This window comes from Providencia sp. PROV109, assembly GCF_033681625.1.
Lineage (GTDB): Bacteria > Pseudomonadota > Gammaproteobacteria > Enterobacterales > Enterobacteriaceae > Providencia > Providencia hangzhouensis.
In genome coordinates, this window is the sequence record NZ_CP096320.1 from 2,605,077 (window position 1) to 2,621,502 (window position 16,426).

Genomic DNA, 16,426 nt, shown 5'->3' on the forward strand with positions numbered 1-16,426 from the left:
TCGCCCCCTTTAACGCGAAAATTAAATCGCTAATTCTTTACGTCTTTCATCTATCGCAGTGCGCATCTTCTCTGCGCCCATGTTGTGATGAGGTGCTTTACCAAACAGTTGTGTGTACTGTTCGCGCAAAGCTTCAAGGCTAGAATCAACCGTATCGCCTGATCCACTGATAACAGTATTGGTTACAACCTCACTACTATCACCACTAGCCCCATCAACCAAAGCGCCAGTATCAGGTTTAGCATCATCACCACCAATCAACTTTAAGTTGCTGCCAGCAATACCGCTGTATTCAACCTCCTCACCAACTTCAAGCAGACGACCAGCGATAAATGATTTTTTCAAAACTTTATATCGTGACATGTCACACCTTAATTAGTTACGGCGTTGTAGATAGGATGAGCATCAGTGTTAAGTACGATACCCGCTGTAAACTTACCTGCAGTTAATGGACCATCTGTGACAACGTAACGTAGGCGCAGATACTTAATAACACCATGCGGAACAGTACCGATAATGCGCTTACCTGCGTTCAGGTCCGCAATTGGCATAGCGAATGACTGGAAGATAGCAACAGGCGTTGTAAACGCTTTGTCTTTTGATGTTTCCAGTACGATTTGTACTTTTGCGTCACCTGCAGCTGTTGCCTGCTCAGTAATCTGCGCAAACAATTGCAACGGCTCACCGATACCGATATCACGGAAATCACCTTTGACTGGCGTTAGGTCAATGATACTGGTCGCAGTCGCTGATGCGGTTACTACTTGGTCGAGAGAAAATAGGGTTTCTTTATCTAAAATCATGTTGCGAACTCCCAACAAAATTAAGTTAGCGGCACCCATTCAGGCACCGCACAATAGGCCTGCCTTACTTAGCGACCACCTGATCCTCAGTTGTGAGAATTGCATCGGTACGGCGCACAGGGATTTCATCAAAAGAAACAACCTTCTTCCCTGCAACTTCTTGCATAGAAATATTGACGTTCTTTGAGTTTTTAATCTGGCGGCGCATCCAGCTACGAACCTGCTGATTGCAATAGAAAACAGGTTTACCCATAGACAGATTAGGGATTTTCTCAATCGCCTGAATCAGTAAATCAGGCAAGTCGATAGCACCTGCTGCTTCTGGATCTTTGGTTAACTTAGATAGGTCAACGTTAGCGATACGAACCACATAACGCCAGTCGCGCATAGTTAAGCCATTTTTCCATTGGAAATGAGTGCGGTAACCTTGATATTTACCACCGTCTTTATCTTCTAATGTAACTTCGCCTAAGTGTTTCTGTTCAAGACCAGCCTTAGAACCTTTAGGGTAGATGCCATGAACGGTATTCTGCCCCCACACTACTAACCAAATAGAGGTTAAATTGCTGCCAGTGCCACCAGCATCAATGATGTTTACACCATTCTTAGCATTTAAATCATTGAAGCGCGCAGAAAGACCAGTGAAGCGCTGTGCATGTACAGTAGTGTCACCATAAAACAACGTTTCAGCCATTTGTTGGTTCATGGATTCAATGAAGGCCTGTGCTTCTGACAATAAAAACTCACTTGTATTACCATTGATATCAGCAAGTTCTTTATCAACTTCTGAGTAAGTTTCCAGCATACCTGTAGAGTCTGTAACCTGAGCAGTAGTTGATTTGCTTGGTGGTACACCGTAGTTCAACAAACGCCAAGTTGCAGATGGTAAACCTGTGCGGACAGTTGTACGGTGGCCTGTAGGCAAGTTACCTTCAACAAACACCATATCATCAAGAATTTCGTTAGACTGATTGAGCAGTTCAACGATCTTCGCTTGCTTGCTGTTTGGGTCTTGACGCTTAGCCCAGTCAGCCAATGTTAGAGCTTGAGGCATAATTTTCTCCTATACCTTATTTGCTATCACCAAAAAGAACATCCGCAGCACTGCGAGCGTTTTCACTGCTGCCACTAACAAAACCGTCCTCAGACATGGCCTTGCCAATTCTTGAAAAAATACGGAATAACTCAGGATGATTACCAAGTCCTGAATCATTTAAATATTGCTTAAGCTCTGGCGTACCGAACTGATCCATAGCTTTTTGTGCATTACCGATTGACTCAACAGAACCCAGTTCTTTATCTGCTTTTACCGTTTCTGCCCATTCGGTTACTTGCTTTTGCCATGCGGCCTCTTGCTGCTTGGCAATTTGCGGAATGATTGTAGAGCCGTAGACGTCAACAATCTTTTGCGCCTGCTCGTTGCTTAAACCAATTTCACGCGCGATAGGTTCAAACGCTGCTACCGCTTCTTTGTCCAGTTCCTGACCTTCTCCAGCCGTAAACTCATACTTTTCAGGTGCAGCGCTTACAGGCTTCTTGTCATCACCTTTTGGCTCAGGATTGGTCTTATCATCAGTCTTACTAGGCTCTGTACCTGCAGGCGCTGGATTATCACCATTTGCTGGAGCATCTTGTTTTGCTGGTGCTGGCTCCTGCGCTGGAGCACCGCCGCCACCTTCACCACCATCAACTGGAACCTCATTACAAAGGCGACGAAACAGTAAGCGTTGAAATAAATTCATTGATTGTTCTCCTGTTCTTTGGCTTCTTCTGCCATGAGTAGATATTGCTCAGCGCAGAATTCCATAACATCACTTAATAGCATCAACCCCTGATTACGAGCGCCTTCGTTAAAAGCGGTAACATACGGGTCATTAGTAAATGAAATATCGAAAACACCACATGAGCTAGTGATCCTCCAAACAAAACGGCGACCAGCTTCTGTGCTCATTATTTGCTTGATATCCTCTATCTCACGCTCTCTTTTGAGCTTTTCTTTAAGCTCTAAATTAGCCTGAATCTCTGCCTTTTCCTCTTCGGTGTAATCATTAAACTGTGTCATTGACCACCACCAGCAAGCGCAGCTAAGGCGCTGTTATCGTCCATAGGGGTATTGCCAAGAGCCTGAGCACCAGCAATCGCCTCTTGTGCCATTTGCTGTTGTTGCATCTGCTGTTGTTGCTCTGCGCGTTGCTGACGAATAGCAGCCACTTGGTCATTAGAGGAAACGATAGTTGGGGAAACACCGATTGATTCAGCGTAGTTATCAATCATTTCGTCGGTGTTCAGCTTGTCGAGTGCCTCTGGTTTCATATTCGCCAAACCACCAACGAAGCCTACAAAGCGCTCAATGCTGCTTGCTCCAATGGATTTTTGCGCTTGTGCCATTACGGAAATGTATTCAACCTTAAGCTGCATACCCTGCATTTCTTCTGGTGGCACGGGTAATAGGTTTTTACGCGCCATGATTGCGAACGTACGATTAATTAACTTGTCGAGTAGTTCAGAATCCAAGCGTTGTAAGACAGGCCCTAACATGAGTAACTTCTCTTCACGCATTTCAATTACTGCCTCAACAGGCATTGAGCGCGTGTTTACAGACTGCATCATCATGAAAAGGTCAGAGAAATAGGCCTCTTTGATTTGATTACGAGTATCACCAATATCAGCAATCAAGCCGTTAATGTCGGCCTGTACTTGAAATATCGGCTTAATCATTTGGTCAGCGCCAGCTATTGGTAGATAAGTTATTCCACCCGGCACAAGGGAAATTCGTTGATTCTTAATCGATGCAGGCGCTTGCATTGGTGGGTTAGTGACTTTATCAATCTGCTGTGCTTTGCGGCGCTGCAATAGCTGCAATGCTTTAACGCTACCTAACGCAATCATACCGGGGCACGATGAACCGTAGACGTCTTCGCCGTTAACTTCCCAACGTGGTGCCATGATAGGGAACTCATCAAAGCCAGATTCACGTAGAACACGGTCGCTATCGCCACCCATTTCAAAGTAAACGGATTTAAATAGCTTGTTCTTAGCGTCCAGCTTTCCGCTGATGCGGTTTAAATTCGGGTAAACTGAATGAATGACGGTGATCCACTGGCTATAGTTGCCAGAGTCCCACATGCTTTTAACCTGTTCACTCACATTGTCTAACCCGAACTCCATAACCAACTGGCGCACTGTCATGCTGAATTCACGGAAACAAGTGTCTACGGTTAAGTCAGGTCCATTAGCAATGTAATAACTACCAACTGGAAAAGGTACAGTGCGAATAACTCGCTCGTTATCTTCCAGCACAGCTAATGCGCTGGTGGCAAAGGTGCCAATATCGGAATAAGTTTGCGGTAGTGATTGATAGATATTGGAACGGTTGAACACTTCGTTCATGCGTTGCTCAACGACTTCAAGCCACATTTTTACAGGGCTATAATTCATCATGTCAGGGTCTGGCGTAGCCAAACGGAACCACTTACGGGCAGGGCTAGTTATCCCTGACATCATGCCACTTGATAAAGTACGCTCTGATTTAGCCGCTTCTTGGTCGATGATTTTCGTATTACGTCTATCACCGCGATTAACTTCTGATGTGTTAAAACGAGTACTACGAGGGCGAGTATACTCTGCAAGCTCTTTCCAGTGCGGCTCAAATGATTGGCGCTCATTCTTAAGCTGTGAGAGTTGTTTTAATAAATCCTGCTTTAAACTCATACCGCCCCCGTTAGGTTACTGACCAAGTAGCGTTTTACCGCTGGTTGATGCTGCATTGGTTGTACCCTGCGCACCTGTTAGCAATGTTGACTTACGACCAGCGGCAGCACGGCGGCGGCGTAGCTCTTCATCACGCGAACCTACTACAGCCTCGTCCTGCTCTTGTGGCGCTGCCTGAACTGGTGGAGGGGTTTTAATCTTTGGGGTACCACCTAGGATATTTCCGCACATATAACACCTCAGCAAAATAAACAATAATATACTTTATGATTTATTGTATATCTTATTTGACAAATATAAAACCAAGATATACATTTTGGTTATCGGTCGTTAGTCGGATATTCCTTTGCCCGTTATCAAGTGACTTTCCTTTGCTTACATTTGCCCTCGCTGTGAGGTTTTTTTTTGCCTGTTAGTTAGGCATATGGATCGTAATCAGCATCACTAACAACGTTACTTCCCTGACTAGATGTAGAAATGTTGTGGCGTTCTTTTTTGGTGACTGGGTAAGCAAATGTTAACGCTAGCGCATCACCTTTACCTGGTGAGCGTCCAATACGTTTTTTAATATCAACCTTGGATTCTAATAGTATTTTACCGCTTAGCTCCACCTTGTACTCTGGTGTTGATAAATCCTCGGCAACGTCTTGATCGTCAATAGCCCCGCCTATCTTGAGCCATGACTTAACATTGTTATACATTTCTCCGCGCTTGTTCAGCATTTGTGGGTCAGTTGATGCGCCATTGAATTGCACAAGCTGCCAATCTCGCCCCCAACTCATACCAACTGAATAAATACCAGTACCGTAGCCAAAGTCGATATGCACAGCATCAGCCTGATACTGATCCTCATAGTCAGCAATACGCTTTGCCATAACGATATCGTCAGTAGTTTTGTTACCCGTCCACAGGCATTTACTGTGCAGCCCTTGCCGCAAATAAATTACGGCATCATCATCACCAGAATATGCAGGATCAACACCTATGATAATTGGTGCGTGTGATACTTCGGCTTGTGTTACTGTGCGCTTCATTGCTGCATCAGTTAGGCCAGTGGGTATAAATTGGGTTTCAGATGTTGATGGAAAGATACCGCGCACACGAACCTTAACAAAGTCGCTATCCTCGCCCCTGTCCTCTATCCATTTATCAATCTGCTCTTTGTTGGTACCTTCAACCGTACGGCTATCAATCTGCTTAGTTTTCCAGCGGTGCTTAAACTTACGAAAACACTCGCGGAAGCGGCCTGTATTACGTGTCGGGTTACCAAACGCTACCCAGATGATTTCTGTGTTTTCATCCGTCAAAGCACCCTCTGCTACTTCCCATACCAGATCCGCAATGTTAGAAGCCTCATCGAAAATTAGAATGATGCGCTTGCCTTGGTTGTGCAGCCCTGCGAATGCTTCCGTATTGTTCTCCGACCATGGCACAGCATCAGCACGCCAAGCATTAGCATGATTAGGGTCATTGGAGTAGATAGCTGTTTTGGTGCATGTAAACCAATCCTTGGTGATAGATAGGCGCTGCCACTTCGCTATCTCTGGCCATGTTTTAGTTCGTAGCTGGTTTTCTGTGTTGGCAGTGACAACGACTTTGCAATCTTCACAGGTGTCCATACCCCACTTGATAATCATTGATATGAAAGCAGATTTACCAATACCGTGACCTGATGCCCTAGCAAGCTGTAACGGCTGGTGTCGTGTCTCTGGATTGCGTAGATGCTCACCTATTTCGTTAAGTGCTTCCGCTTGCCATTGACGAGGGCCACTAGCATTTTCGAGTTCGGTACCAGCTTCCCCCCAAGGAAATGCGTACAGCGCATAGCTTAACGGGTCATGCGTAAACATACCGATATCGTTAATTAGCTGCTCTTCTGGCGACATGGTATCAATCATTGCTCACCACCAGCGGCACGCTTACGGGCTGCTGCCAGCCTATCAGCAAGGGAAATAGTCACATCAACCTGATAGCGCTCACGGAATGCGTTAACGTCAACGTGCTTACCGACCATTTCAAGCACACGTAGCTTATCTAACAGCTTCACTTTCTTAACGGTAACCTTTTCATCAATGACAGCTATTTCGAATGCATTAATACTTTTTCGCCATACTGCAGGCCAATCTTTAATTGGCTTGATATCGCCCGTATTAGTGAGAATATCTGCAATATCAGCATCAAGCATATTAACCAATCGCTCTAACACGCTGTCAGCGTCTAGCTTCTTGCGCTTATTACGCTGCTGCATGAGCTGTGCGATACGATCAATGACTCGCGGCTCTTTCATAAGTTGAGATGCACGCTTACAGGCGCTAGCTTCGGCATAGCCTGCTGCTAGCGCTGCATTGGTTTGATTATCAGGGGCTTTGATATATTCCTGACAGAAACGCTCCATTTGAGCGTTAAGCGGTGTAGGTTTTCTTGCTGGTGGCTTACGTGGTTTCTTTGTGGTCATAATCATCACCTCTACGGTTATTATGACCAACTAAAAGATAACATTCAAACCTTATGAGATTATCAGCTAGTGGATTCCTGATATTTTTCAAACCAGAAAGTAACAGGAGACTCATCGACTGTTAATATCCCAAATCTAGTTGCAGCCCTAAGCGATTGAGTTCTAGCTAGTGAGTTCACAGCAAAACTAGTAATTATTCGCCTAAAAGCTTCAATGTCATTGCTTGATTTGTAGATGTTGCATGATTTACATGCTGGAACTAAATTATCTTCATTATCGCGTTCAGGATGGTAACACTCGCCAGTTGCTTTGTATTTGAACTGACCTTTCTTGGCTGCCTCCATGTCTTGTGTCATCTTTCTTACTATCGGCTCCAAGTGGTCAGCATGCCAGCCTTTCTCTGGTAATTCACAGCCGCAATAAGCGCATTTACCACCAAATAACATTCTAAGTTTTTCTCTTTGTACTTTAGTCATTATTGAAACTCTCCTGCTCAAGGTCTCTCAATTTAGTCTCATGCCACCCTTTAGTATTCCAGCACTCAGCGGCACCGGATAGGCAGCAATTAGCTACTGGTAGTTGCTCGCCACACTTACCACAACACCGCTTTGATAACTCCGCAATCTCACGCTTAAGCCGCGCATCATCATTGCGTATGAGCATTTGAATGTATTCCGATTCGTCGTACGGTTCGCGCCCTGGTCTACGCAATGCACAATTGCGCTTAATCATTTCGTGTTCTTCGGTTTCAACCTGCCACTGCGGAGTAACTAAGCCAGCTTCGCGCTGGCGTTTGCGCTGCGCTGCTTTGCGCTCTGCTGGTGATTTAGCCATGTGAAGCCCTTTTGTTCCATGCCGATACCGCCGAGCTCTCTGTGGTTTGAATTGGCCCAGTTGAATCACAGTTATTACAAAACACAAAATAACTACCAAATATTGAGTTAGTATGAATACCGATATCAACCTGACTACCACAGAACGGGCACGGTTTTATTTCTGTAATTTTATTTTTATCCATTGAATAACATCCCCACCGCGACGACGAACACGCACCAGAATGCAGCAAATACCAAGTAACGTTTAATCATAATTAAATTACCTCGCGTGACATGTCACGATTGTTTGTTTAATAAAACAGCCCTAATTCCCAATTCAGGTTGTTCAAACACTCACGGTCAGACTCAAAGCAATAATCCCATTCCTCTTGGTCTTTATACTCTCTAACCAGTTGCCAGCACCATCCGTCACGGTGCTTCACTCGCCTTACCAACCTAACTACGGTGGCATCACAATCAAATATGACGCCATAGTCACTGCCAAAGCCGATACGCAAAACATCAAGTTCAACGCTTACCACTCGGAATAGTTTAGGCATTGGCTTAATGCCATTATGGAAATCATCAATTTTTGGATGCTTCATTACGATGGTTGCCATGGTTATTTACCCCTAGCCGACAGCATTGCATCTGCCATGAGATAAGCCTCACGAGATACCCACGCCGCTGACTCTTCAATCACAACCGCAATCATGGCTTCGTTTGATAAAATGCCCCGCATAGCAGACATGGCGAACTGGTCACGTAAGCTAATGGGATGGTCTATGATTGGCATAAACTGATGATTGCGTTTGAAGCTTTCAGGAAGTTCATATGTTTTATTTTTTGAATCTTCACTCATAGTCTTACCCCTTTGTTCCAGTTGCTTTAGCGATTGCCTGCTCAGCCTGATACAGCGCTTCTTCCATAGGGTTTAGCGACTCTTCTTTTGATTCAATACCAGCCGCATAGAATTGATTTACCATACGCTGCATCGCATGAAGCAAGTCATGAGCCGCATTCTCTACGGAATTATCAGACGCTTCGCTATCAGTAACGCATGCCTTAATCGACAAGATCCGACCGCTATTCAAAACGAACGAAAGCACACGAGGTTGATTAAATAAATGCTCTGCGACTGCACGCAACGCATCACCTGTAATGTCTTTCTTAACGCCTACTACCTTGCCAGTCTCATTACAGACACTTCCGTAAAAAATCTTGTTAGTGATTGGTGCGCACCACACTCTTCTAGTCGCCGTTCTGTTGTTCATAATTAATTACCTTACTAATTTCTAATTTAGTAAATTCAATCACTTATTTACCCATTGGTAACAAGTTCATGAATTGTCGATTATTCCGGTAACCTTACCGTTATCATTCCAGTGGTTCCCCACACCTTAGAAACTCGTCCATCCCATATACGCGAATCATCGTCAAAGATGGCGTCTAGTAAGGCTTTCTCTAAGTTGTCCTTGTCTGGTTTTTGCTGGTGTGGCTGACCATTCATTTCGGCTTGTTTTTTCTTGCTCCATGACTTCGGCATAGGCATAACAAAAATCACGTGGCAATCGCTCTCAGGCAGGTTAATGCCCCTTGCTCTTACTTCGTCACAGAAAGCTCTATAACGCATTACGGCTGGTCGCCTCTGCCACTTATCACGCTGAGTCATTCGTGGCTTAGGTACTGGAACAATTGGATATTCAAAGGTTTTCATACCGCTAAGCCTCGCTTAATACGCTTCGCCCTAGGCTTCGCCAGTAATTTATTGAGCATGATTTGTAACCGCGCAGGTTCACCTGTTTGGCACCATGGGCCATATTCAGGTATCACGACTGGTGATTTAGCTTTCTTTGGCTTACTGGCTCTCACCTTGTGGCGTTGACTGCTGCTAGCTTGTCTAGCTAAACCAGTCTCGTAGTTATCATTCAGCTTGTAGCCAAATGCTCTAATTCCACCCTCTTCAACGGTTACCAACAAAACAACATTAAACTGTTCCAGTTGGTTCAAGGCGTTCTTTGCAGTGCAATATGGAACCTTAATACCGTTGCTTTCAAAATGGTCTCTAATCGCTTTTAACGACATGCTTTGACCGCCTTTGAGTAGCTCTATAACCCTATCCTGAAATAACATAACCATTACCTCGAATTCGATTAACCCATACGGTTAATATAAACAATTTGTTTATCTTTTCAACCATAAAAAATCAGTAAGAATTGATTTTCTTACCACCCTTTAAAACGCTCTGTAACGCTCTACATTTGATTTTTACATTCAACCTATGGGATTTATCATCCTGCATATCAAAAGCGCCTGTATGTTAATCCTGCTTGCGATTTTGATAACCTTTGAATCTTATTGTCTCCGTTGTTTACCTTTTTCAATTAAATCCATCCAAGCAGGACGAGGTTTTGATTTATCAGTAAGTGTCAGTGTTGGCTCTGGTACCTTTTCGCCCTTTCTAACTCGCTCAGTCCATTGTGATAGCATTTTGTCTAGTCGCTTCTCACATTCAACCTCAGTTAGCCTTAGGTCAATCATCTTCGTTCTGAGGTCTGTAAACATCCAGTACTGAACCGGGTGTTTGAATGGGTACATTTCGGCGCTCTGGTAGTTATTACGCTTAGCGCAGTAGGTTAAAAAATCTCTAAGTTGTTCGTCAGGATCAAGCCCAAACGGATTATGCTTAGCCGCTTCACCAGATAACGCGACAATAACGTCTGATAGTTCCGGTGGCCATGGATTGCCATTCATGCAGCGGTCGATACAGAATTTAAACAATCCGTCCAGTTGCTGGTCACTCAATGCGCTTAGCGCTTGCTTCCACATCAATGACGGTTCCGTGCCATTCTTGTTTTTCCATTTGTCGCCGTAGATTTCGATCATCTTCAACCAAAGCGTCAACAGCGTCTTGCCCGTATTTATCGAGGACGTGTTGTAAGAATTCCTGCATCGCTTTTGGCTTTCCTGCGAATTGGCTATCGATCTTAGTTCTCTGACCTGCCCCATTTTTCACCACCTTTTCATTTTTCAATCGACTGCGTTTCAGACCATTAGCAAGGGCTAGTTCCCATTGCTCGTGTGTTTTGGCTTTTCCCTCTGCCCCCCAGTAGGTTATAAACTCGGCTAGCTCATGAGGCTGTAACGGCTCTTTGAGTATCGTTCCCCAGTACGCAGCCTTTTGGGTGAAGTCTTGATCAGGCTCCCAACCGTGATACATCACAAATTTATCATTCACACCAAAACCACCAGCAGGAACACGACCGTTCAAGATAGAATTATTAGCATTCGGATTAGATTGAAAATTATCTTCCCGCGCATTAGAGAGAGGATCTTTTATATCTCTATTCTTATCTTTATCTTGTTGTGACCCATCGTGACATTTCGTGACATCTTCGTGACATGCATTTTTATTTTGTTCTTCCTCTCTTTGAATTCTTTCTCTTTCGCGTTGCTCTCTTTTTCGCTGAGCTGCTGATTTTGCTCCTGTTTCTGCGTTTCCTAAGTCTTCCTTTTTTGGCTGGCGGCTCTCCCAACCAGTAATTTTCGAACCATCTAAAACACGTCCCTGCATGGCATTTAAAACAGCTTCAATCTGTTCATTTTCAACATCCAGCGCACTTGCTAAATCTTCAATCGTGACTGTCACGTGACCGCGTTGTGACACATCGTGACATTTCGTGACATTTTGTGACGCATCAACAAGAAGATGAATGTAAACAGCTTGAACTAATGCAATTGGCTGCTTTGAAGCCCTTGAAATTGTTCTCCATTTAGGATCGTTAGGCATGTCATGCCAGAGCCTAAGCCATTTATATGTAGACATAGGCCACCTCTACGCCGTAGCGTTATCACTAATTCCGTCTATTTCAATTGATGCAAGGCAGCTAGTATTGATTAGCTCACAGTAAGTTGTGTTTTCTGAATAGTTAAGTTGATGCCATAGCTTTAATAGCGCTATTTCTTCATCTGTTTCAGGCTCAATAATAATTGTGGCGTTTTCATTAATACGTGCTTTCATGCCTGTACCCCCATTTCTCTTGCCTGCTTGAGAATGCTATTAACACTTTCACGGTAATTTGCAGCGTGCTTTGCAGCACATTCAACACAAACACCATTACTTACAAAGCGCTCCGCAACATGCCCATGCACACAGGCTTTACCCGTATAAAAGCGAGACAGCCCATTAGTTGCCGCCTCTTTTCTACTAATAACTTTCATTGAAAACCTCTATTACAGTTATGTGTGCAGTAAGATTATACATTATCAAAAAATAAATCAACCATAAAAGATCTATTGTTTATCGCGCCAATCATAAAAAGACCGCTTTCGCGGCCTAGTGTGATTTACTTCATAAATTTGTCTGCTATTTGGTCTAACGTTAGCTCTATACCGAATGAGTTAAGAGCTTTCTGTAACCGCTTAGCTGTCTGTAATGACACGCTACGGCTGCAATAGCGTAGATGAATAGAAATATACTGAACGGTCAGGTTTGCGCTGTCTGCAAATTGCTGGCGCTCACGTTTAGATAGACCATTCCAGAATGTTTTGAAGTCTGTAAATGCCATATTAACCACCTAAAAAGATAAACATCAATCAAGATTTGAAATAATAATAAACAAATTGGGAATTTACCTCAAAGGTTAATTTGATATTTAATAGATAAACAGAATAAACAATATCGAACAAAATAAACGCAAGGGAAAAATACAGTGAAAAGCATTCAGGATATCAGAAGAGACAACCTTGTCTTTGTGATAGAAAAGCATTACGAAGGGAAACAGAAGAGCCTAGCGGCAGCGCTTGGTTGTGCTCCTAATGTTATTTCTCGTTATTTAATGTCCTCTGACATGAAAAGCCATCGTTCGCTTAGCGATCCTATTGCCAGAAAGATTGAGCACCTTACCAAGCTACCTAAGTATTACATGGATAAGGATCACTTGAATGTGCCTGCTGAACAAATTGCGGATGAATTAGCACGCCAGCCTACCGACATTGGGCGCATACTTGGTGATAACATAACAACATTCATGCTAATCGATGGCTTTAAATCACAGGCCCAGTTATCAGTTAAATCCGGTTTAGGCCAAGCCACTGTAAACCGCATTATTAAGAATGAGTCCAGTGCTACTGTTGATAGCGTTGCTGCTATTGCGGAAGCCTTAGGTCGTAAGCCATACGAATTACTCATGTCTAAAGATGATTCAGATGTTCTTCATTACGATCATAAAAAATTTGCTGCATTGCCATTATGTGAGAAAGAAAAGATACAAGACTTTATTGAGTTTATTATTAGTAAAAATGAAAAGTAAAACAAAGCGTTACATTTATAGCCAGCCTCGAGCTGGCTTTTTTATTTACAGAAAAGATAAACATATTGGTTATTTATTTGTTTTTAACAGTTGACAACTGTCTTTTATGGTTTATTCTTTATCTCATATTAACCCACAAGGTTAATGCTCTTTAACAATACAGAATGGCTATCACACTCCTAAATTCTGTGAGCCGCAGAATGTCTTAGCTAACCCGTAGATTCGGAATGCAAGATTTGGACAGTGACAATATTAATCAATCTAGCTGTTTTAGCTGGATTTTTTTCACGCCACAAACATAAACAATTTGTTTATCAAAGGTGATTGAAATGATGTTTTTTATCGAAAATGGTTTTCATGTATTTATCGTACGTGGAAAAAGACAAGAGTTTATAAACTTTAAAGATGGTATCGAGTGGGCTTTCGTCACTTGGATAGCAATTCAAACCGACAAGGAATTATCTAATGAGCAATCAAGAACAAGAGCAATTTGAACAACGCAAGTTAAGCAATATTGTTAGCGCAATCTTAATGGCCAATAACATTAACACGCCTGAAAATATTGATAAGCTAACTAATCACTTAAACAAAACAGCCACCAGCGAAGAGTTTGAGCAGTTCGAAAAGGTAGCCTTTGAGTTAAGCATTACCACTACATCAACACCAAAGCTGATGTTTCTGCATGATAACGACATTATCAACGCTTACATTCATGTCATTAAGAACCTTGATAAATTCCGCTCTAATGTTGACCGTAAAAAATACTTCCAGTCTTTGGTTTCACCTGATAAAGAGGAAGTAATCGAACCTGCTAAACCTGATGTGATTACTCACGCCAGTGAAGATAAACAAACTGGTAATGCAGAACCAGAAATTATTGAAGAATGCCCCGTAAATGAACCGCCTTACTTTGAACCAGGGCGTTATACAGATATTTCAAATGATGATTACCATTCATCAAACGGCATTAGCAGCACTATGTTGAAAGATGGCCGTATCAGCTTGATGTACTTCGAACGCCGCCATATCAGCAAAGTTATTCAGCGTGAGCGTTCAGAAGCCTTAGACTTCGGTAGCTTGTTCCATACCTTGGTTTTAGAACCTGAAAAGGTTGAAGATGAGTTTAGCCTTCCGCCAGTTATCCCTGCAGAAGCACTGACCAATACTGAATCCATGAAGAAATGGATTGAAAAATACAATGCTACATTGCAGCCAGTAATGAGTAATGACGAACTAAAAGCTGAAATTGATGCATATAACGCTACCCTACCACAGCCATTACCGCTATCTGGTTCAGTAGAAGAAATTGGTGGACTGTATGCAAACTTACCTGATGAATTTAGAACGATACCTGAATCAGATAAGCATACCGCCGCCGCAATGAAAGCCTGCATCAAAACATTCAATAATACCTTACCTACACCCTTAAAAACATCCGGTGGCAGAATCGACCTGATTAGGGAATTGGAAATGATAAACCCTGAATTGGTGGAAACTGAACGCAATAAACCAGATCCACTGAATACATCAGGTAAGAAAGAGGACCTTATCGCCAGAATAAAAGGCGTTTCCCCTAGCACTGTTTTCGCTGATGAGTTAATGCAAGCATGGCAAGCTGATGAATCACGAATTCGTATTACAGGTGATCAGTACCGTTTAGGCAAGGCAATGCAGCAAGCCGTATTTGACCACCCTATAGCAGGTGAGTTAGTTACTCACCCTAACCGTGCAGTTGAAGTTAGCTATTACGGTATCGACGATGACACAGGCTTAGAAGTTCGCGTACGTCCTGACTTAGAGATCCAGTATGACGAAAATTTAAGAGTTGGTTTCGACCTTAAATCAGCTTCATTAGGTCGATACAAGCAGGATGCTATCACCGCAATGATCCGCAAGGAAATCATTAACCGTGATTACCATGTAAGCGCTGCCATGTACTGCGATATTGCCATGCTAGACCAGTTCTTCTGGATATTCGTCAACAAGGACGAAAATTACCACTGGGTTGCAATCGTCGAAGCATCACCTGAACTGCTTGAACTTGGTCGCTTGGAGTACAAAAAGACGCTGCGCGATATCAATAACTCAATGAACACTGGTGTATGGCCTGCACCAGTCACCGAAACACTCACCATTAATCTTACTGACTTTGAAACACGCAAGTTAGAAGAACTTCAATTAGAAGAAGCTTAATCCATTCTGGCGCCCTGCTTACTGCGTGGCGCTTATCAATTTAGAGGTAATCATCATGTCAGAAGTCGCTTTAAGTAACCAACCGCAAACCAATGTCATGAATAACATGTCACTTCTTTTTAATCCAGAAGCAATGAATTGTGTTATCCGTATTGCTGATTTAATGGCATCTGGTACCGCGACGGTACCTAAACATTTACAGGGAAAACCAGCCGATTGCTTGGCTATTACAATGCAAGCGTCCCGCTGGGGAATGGACCCATTTGTAGTAGGCCAAAAAACGCATTTAATTAATGGCACGCTAGGTTATGAAGCTCAACTGGTCAATGCGGTGATCACCAGCTCAAACGTTGTTACAGGTCGCTTCCATTACGAATACGGCGGTGACTGGGAAAAAATTGTAGGCAAAAAAGAAAATCGTGACGAATCAGGTTTGTACATTCGTGTTGGTGCAGTTCTCAGAGGTGAAACGGAAATTACGTACGGTGAACCAGTTTACTTAGCCGATGTTCAAACGCGTAACTCACCGCTATGGAAAACCATGCCAAAGCAACAAATTGCTTACTTGGCTGTTAAATACTGGTCTCGCCTGTATTGCCCTGAAGTGATCATGGGGGTTTATACGCCAGATGAACTTGAAGAGCGCACCATCAAAGATGTTACACCACCAAAAGAGCGCGTAAGCCTCAATGAAATTACTCAGCAAAATGAGCCTGAGCAGCATCATGAAGCCACCAGCGGCGATAACGATGTAATCACAGGTGAAATTGTTGATGATGGTTTTAACCCTGAATTACTGCGCCAATCAATTACTGATGCTTCAACACTAGATGAAGTAAAAGAAATTCGATTACAAATTGATGAGCTTAAATCATCACTTGGTACCGCACTTTTCACTGAGTTGAAAAATAAAGCGGTTCAGGCCTATCACCGCATCGATGCAAATAACAACCTTGAAGCACAAATTAACAGCCTGCCTGCTGGTGGCTCACCAGAAGCTAAAGCAGCATTCGAAAAGGTTGTTCAATTCCTTACTGCCAACAAACGCAAGCTTGGTGATGAACTGTTCGATTCATTCAGCCTGACGCTTAACGACATGAAAGACGAATACCAATAATAAACTTGTGGTGGGGTTCG

The 16,426-nt window shown here is 43.2% G+C and carries 26 protein-coding genes; 4 read left to right on the top strand and 22 right to left on the bottom strand.

The genetic code is table 11. The features are described from left to right. Positions 1-21 precede the first annotated feature (21 nt). The 22 genes from M1F25_RS12020 to M1F25_RS12125 form a co-directional block, all read right to left on the bottom strand. Positions 22-363 carry a hypothetical protein gene (locus M1F25_RS12020; protein ID WP_181487970.1) on the bottom strand — a complete coding sequence of 114 codons (342 nt, stop codon included), beginning with the start codon at positions 361-363 and terminating at the stop codon, positions 22-24. 8 nt (positions 364-371) lie between these two features. Beyond that, positions 372-803, bottom strand: a complete 432-nt coding sequence (locus M1F25_RS12025; RefSeq protein ID WP_181487972.1) for a Bbp16 family capsid cement protein — start codon at positions 801-803, stop codon at positions 372-374. 64 nt (positions 804-867) lie between these two features. After that, complete coding sequence (locus tag M1F25_RS12030) at positions 868-1,857, bottom strand: major capsid protein (RefSeq protein ID WP_181487974.1); 990 nt, start codon at positions 1,855-1,857, stop codon at positions 868-870. A 16-nt stretch (positions 1,858-1,873) separates the two neighbouring features. After that, entirely contained in the window at positions 1,874-2,545 is a 672-nt protein-coding gene (locus M1F25_RS12035) for a peptidase (RefSeq protein ID WP_181487976.1), read from the bottom strand. Further along, complete coding sequence (locus M1F25_RS12040) at positions 2,542-2,865, bottom strand: hypothetical protein (protein WP_144141207.1); 324 nt, start codon at positions 2,863-2,865, stop codon at positions 2,542-2,544. The genes M1F25_RS12035 and M1F25_RS12040 overlap by 4 nt, the downstream gene beginning before the upstream one ends. After that, complete coding sequence (locus M1F25_RS12045) at positions 2,862-4,514, bottom strand: portal protein (protein WP_181487978.1); 1,653 nt, start codon at positions 4,512-4,514, stop codon at positions 2,862-2,864. Before M1F25_RS12045 ends, M1F25_RS12040 begins: the two co-directional genes overlap by 4 nt. A gap of 15 nt (positions 4,515-4,529) precedes the next feature. Further along, positions 4,530-4,745 carry a hypothetical protein gene (locus tag M1F25_RS12050; protein WP_004253720.1) on the bottom strand — a complete coding sequence of 72 codons (216 nt, stop codon included), beginning with the start codon at positions 4,743-4,745 and terminating at the stop codon, positions 4,530-4,532. 185 nt (positions 4,746-4,930) lie between these two features. Beyond that, positions 4,931-6,412: a terminase gene (locus tag M1F25_RS12055; protein WP_181487980.1), complete on the bottom strand. Its 1,482-nt coding sequence runs from the start codon at positions 6,410-6,412 to the stop codon at positions 4,931-4,933. After that, positions 6,409-6,969, bottom strand: coding sequence for a terminase small subunit (locus tag M1F25_RS12060; protein WP_232368677.1), 561 nt, complete (start codon positions 6,967-6,969; stop codon positions 6,409-6,411). Before M1F25_RS12060 ends, M1F25_RS12055 begins: the two co-directional genes overlap by 4 nt. Positions 6,970-7,031: 62 nt before the next feature. Then, positions 7,032-7,445: an HNH endonuclease gene (locus M1F25_RS12065; RefSeq protein ID WP_181487984.1), complete on the bottom strand. Its 414-nt coding sequence runs from the start codon at positions 7,443-7,445 to the stop codon at positions 7,032-7,034. Further along, complete coding sequence (locus M1F25_RS12070) at positions 7,438-7,803, bottom strand: hypothetical protein (RefSeq protein WP_181487986.1); 366 nt, start codon at positions 7,801-7,803, stop codon at positions 7,438-7,440. Before M1F25_RS12070 ends, M1F25_RS12065 begins: the two co-directional genes overlap by 8 nt. Continuing rightward, complete coding sequence (locus tag M1F25_RS12075; protein WP_181487988.1) at positions 7,796-7,987, bottom strand: Lar family restriction alleviation protein; 192 nt, start codon at positions 7,985-7,987, stop codon at positions 7,796-7,798. The genes M1F25_RS12070 and M1F25_RS12075 overlap by 8 nt, the downstream gene beginning before the upstream one ends. Positions 7,988-8,095: 108 nt before the next feature. Further along, entirely contained in the window at positions 8,096-8,404 is a 309-nt protein-coding gene (locus M1F25_RS12080; RefSeq protein ID WP_232368678.1) for a hypothetical protein, read from the bottom strand. A gap of 2 nt (positions 8,405-8,406) precedes the next feature. Beyond that, the gene (locus tag M1F25_RS12085; RefSeq protein ID WP_181489725.1) at positions 8,407-8,646 is read right to left on the bottom strand and encodes a hypothetical protein; all 240 of its coding nucleotides are present in this window, start codon (positions 8,644-8,646) and stop codon (positions 8,407-8,409) included. A 4-nt stretch (positions 8,647-8,650) separates the two neighbouring features. After that, positions 8,651-9,058, bottom strand: a complete 408-nt coding sequence (locus M1F25_RS12090) for a hypothetical protein (RefSeq protein WP_181487990.1) — start codon at positions 9,056-9,058, stop codon at positions 8,651-8,653. A gap of 80 nt (positions 9,059-9,138) precedes the next feature. Then, complete coding sequence (locus M1F25_RS12095; protein WP_181487992.1) at positions 9,139-9,501, bottom strand: RusA family crossover junction endodeoxyribonuclease; 363 nt, start codon at positions 9,499-9,501, stop codon at positions 9,139-9,141. Further along, positions 9,498-9,917 (bottom strand): hypothetical protein, encoded by a 420-nt coding sequence (locus tag M1F25_RS12100; RefSeq protein WP_229597444.1) that lies wholly within the window; start codon positions 9,915-9,917, stop codon positions 9,498-9,500. Before M1F25_RS12100 ends, M1F25_RS12095 begins: the two co-directional genes overlap by 4 nt. Before the next feature lie 222 nt (positions 9,918-10,139). Next, positions 10,140-10,613: a replication protein P gene (locus M1F25_RS12105; protein ID WP_171830526.1), complete on the bottom strand. Its 474-nt coding sequence runs from the start codon at positions 10,611-10,613 to the stop codon at positions 10,140-10,142. Beyond that, entirely contained in the window at positions 10,582-11,574 is a 993-nt protein-coding gene (locus M1F25_RS12110) for a DnaT-like ssDNA-binding domain-containing protein (protein WP_318839840.1), read from the bottom strand. Before M1F25_RS12110 ends, M1F25_RS12105 begins: the two co-directional genes overlap by 32 nt. A 45-nt stretch (positions 11,575-11,619) precedes the next feature. Then, positions 11,620-11,805 carry a hypothetical protein gene (locus tag M1F25_RS12115; RefSeq protein ID WP_181487996.1) on the bottom strand — a complete coding sequence of 62 codons (186 nt, stop codon included), beginning with the start codon at positions 11,803-11,805 and terminating at the stop codon, positions 11,620-11,622. Further along, positions 11,802-12,005, bottom strand: coding sequence for a hypothetical protein (locus M1F25_RS12120; RefSeq protein WP_181488006.1), 204 nt, complete (start codon positions 12,003-12,005; stop codon positions 11,802-11,804). The genes M1F25_RS12115 and M1F25_RS12120 overlap by 4 nt, the downstream gene beginning before the upstream one ends. Positions 12,006-12,130: 125 nt before the next feature. Beyond that, positions 12,131-12,352: a hypothetical protein gene (locus M1F25_RS12125; protein WP_061063965.1), complete on the bottom strand. Its 222-nt coding sequence runs from the start codon at positions 12,350-12,352 to the stop codon at positions 12,131-12,133. A gap of 144 nt (positions 12,353-12,496) precedes the next feature. Between M1F25_RS12125 and M1F25_RS12130 the strand changes: the two genes are divergently transcribed. From M1F25_RS12130 to M1F25_RS12145, 4 genes are all read left to right on the top strand, one after another. After that, the gene (locus tag M1F25_RS12130) at positions 12,497-13,096 is read left to right on the top strand and encodes a helix-turn-helix domain-containing protein (protein ID WP_181488008.1); all 600 of its coding nucleotides are present in this window, start codon (positions 12,497-12,499) and stop codon (positions 13,094-13,096) included. A gap of 329 nt (positions 13,097-13,425) precedes the next feature. After that, complete coding sequence (locus M1F25_RS12135) at positions 13,426-13,590, top strand: hypothetical protein (RefSeq protein ID WP_172767124.1); 165 nt, start codon at positions 13,426-13,428, stop codon at positions 13,588-13,590. Next, positions 13,562-15,289, top strand: coding sequence for a PD-(D/E)XK nuclease-like domain-containing protein (locus tag M1F25_RS12140; protein WP_181488010.1), 1,728 nt, complete (start codon positions 13,562-13,564; stop codon positions 15,287-15,289). The genes M1F25_RS12135 and M1F25_RS12140 overlap by 29 nt, the downstream gene beginning before the upstream one ends. 55 nt (positions 15,290-15,344) lie before the next feature. Further along, positions 15,345-16,406 carry a RecT family recombinase gene (locus tag M1F25_RS12145; protein ID WP_181488012.1) on the top strand — a complete coding sequence of 354 codons (1,062 nt, stop codon included), beginning with the start codon at positions 15,345-15,347 and terminating at the stop codon, positions 16,404-16,406. Positions 16,407-16,426 lie beyond the last annotated feature (20 nt).

Excerpts from the sequence above, each read along its gene's own strand:
- M1F25_RS12075 (WP_181487988.1), bottom strand. The coding sequence starts at position 7,987 with ATGGATAAAAATAAAATTACAGAAATAAAACCGTGCCCGTTCTGTGGT.
- M1F25_RS12055 (WP_181487980.1), bottom strand. The coding sequence starts at position 6,412 with ATGATTGATACCATGTCGCCAGAAGAGCAGCTAATTAACGATATCGGT.
- M1F25_RS12030 (WP_181487974.1), bottom strand. The coding sequence starts at position 1,857 with ATGCCTCAAGCTCTAACATTGGCTGACTGGGCTAAGCGTCAAGACCCA.
- M1F25_RS12120 (WP_181488006.1), bottom strand. The coding sequence starts at position 12,005 with ATGAAAGTTATTAGTAGAAAAGAGGCGGCAACTAATGGGCTGTCTCGC.
- M1F25_RS12115 (WP_181487996.1), bottom strand. The coding sequence starts at position 11,805 with ATGAAAGCACGTATTAATGAAAACGCCACAATTATTATTGAGCCTGAA.
- M1F25_RS12045 (WP_181487978.1), bottom strand. The coding sequence starts at position 4,514 with ATGAGTTTAAAGCAGGATTTATTAAAACAACTCTCACAGCTTAAGAAT.
- M1F25_RS12105 (WP_171830526.1), bottom strand. The coding sequence starts at position 10,613 with ATGTGGAAGCAAGCGCTAAGCGCATTGAGTGACCAGCAACTGGACGGA.
- M1F25_RS12135 (WP_172767124.1), top strand. The coding sequence starts at position 13,426 with ATGATGTTTTTTATCGAAAATGGTTTTCATGTATTTATCGTACGTGGA.
- M1F25_RS12025 (WP_181487972.1), bottom strand. The coding sequence starts at position 803 with ATGATTTTAGATAAAGAAACCCTATTTTCTCTCGACCAAGTAGTAACC.
- M1F25_RS12020 (WP_181487970.1), bottom strand. The coding sequence starts at position 363 with ATGTCACGATATAAAGTTTTGAAAAAATCATTTATCGCTGGTCGTCTG.
- M1F25_RS12040 (WP_144141207.1), bottom strand. The coding sequence starts at position 2,865 with ATGACACAGTTTAATGATTACACCGAAGAGGAAAAGGCAGAGATTCAG.
- M1F25_RS12100 (WP_229597444.1), bottom strand. The coding sequence starts at position 9,917 with ATGTTATTTCAGGATAGGGTTATAGAGCTACTCAAAGGCGGTCAAAGC.
- M1F25_RS12080 (WP_232368678.1), bottom strand. The coding sequence starts at position 8,404 with ATGGCAACCATCGTAATGAAGCATCCAAAAATTGATGATTTCCATAAT.
- M1F25_RS12060 (WP_232368677.1), bottom strand. The coding sequence starts at position 6,969 with ATGACCACAAAGAAACCACGTAAGCCACCAGCAAGAAAACCTACACCG.
- M1F25_RS12110 (WP_318839840.1), bottom strand. The coding sequence starts at position 11,574 with ATGCCTAACGATCCTAAATGGAGAACAATTTCAAGGGCTTCAAAGCAG.
- M1F25_RS12125 (WP_061063965.1), bottom strand. The coding sequence starts at position 12,352 with ATGGCATTTACAGACTTCAAAACATTCTGGAATGGTCTATCTAAACGT.
- M1F25_RS12145 (WP_181488012.1), top strand. The coding sequence starts at position 15,345 with ATGTCAGAAGTCGCTTTAAGTAACCAACCGCAAACCAATGTCATGAAT.
- M1F25_RS12035 (WP_181487976.1), bottom strand. The coding sequence starts at position 2,545 with ATGAATTTATTTCAACGCTTACTGTTTCGTCGCCTTTGTAATGAGGTT.
- M1F25_RS12065 (WP_181487984.1), bottom strand. The coding sequence starts at position 7,445 with ATGACTAAAGTACAAAGAGAAAAACTTAGAATGTTATTTGGTGGTAAA.
- M1F25_RS12095 (WP_181487992.1), bottom strand. The coding sequence starts at position 9,501 with ATGAAAACCTTTGAATATCCAATTGTTCCAGTACCTAAGCCACGAATG.
- M1F25_RS12050 (WP_004253720.1), bottom strand. The coding sequence starts at position 4,745 with ATGTGCGGAAATATCCTAGGTGGTACCCCAAAGATTAAAACCCCTCCA.
- M1F25_RS12085 (WP_181489725.1), bottom strand. The coding sequence starts at position 8,646 with ATGAGTGAAGATTCAAAAAATAAAACATATGAACTTCCTGAAAGCTTC.
- M1F25_RS12070 (WP_181487986.1), bottom strand. The coding sequence starts at position 7,803 with ATGGCTAAATCACCAGCAGAGCGCAAAGCAGCGCAGCGCAAACGCCAG.
- M1F25_RS12140 (WP_181488010.1), top strand. The coding sequence starts at position 13,562 with ATGAGCAATCAAGAACAAGAGCAATTTGAACAACGCAAGTTAAGCAAT.
- M1F25_RS12090 (WP_181487990.1), bottom strand. The coding sequence starts at position 9,058 with ATGAACAACAGAACGGCGACTAGAAGAGTGTGGTGCGCACCAATCACT.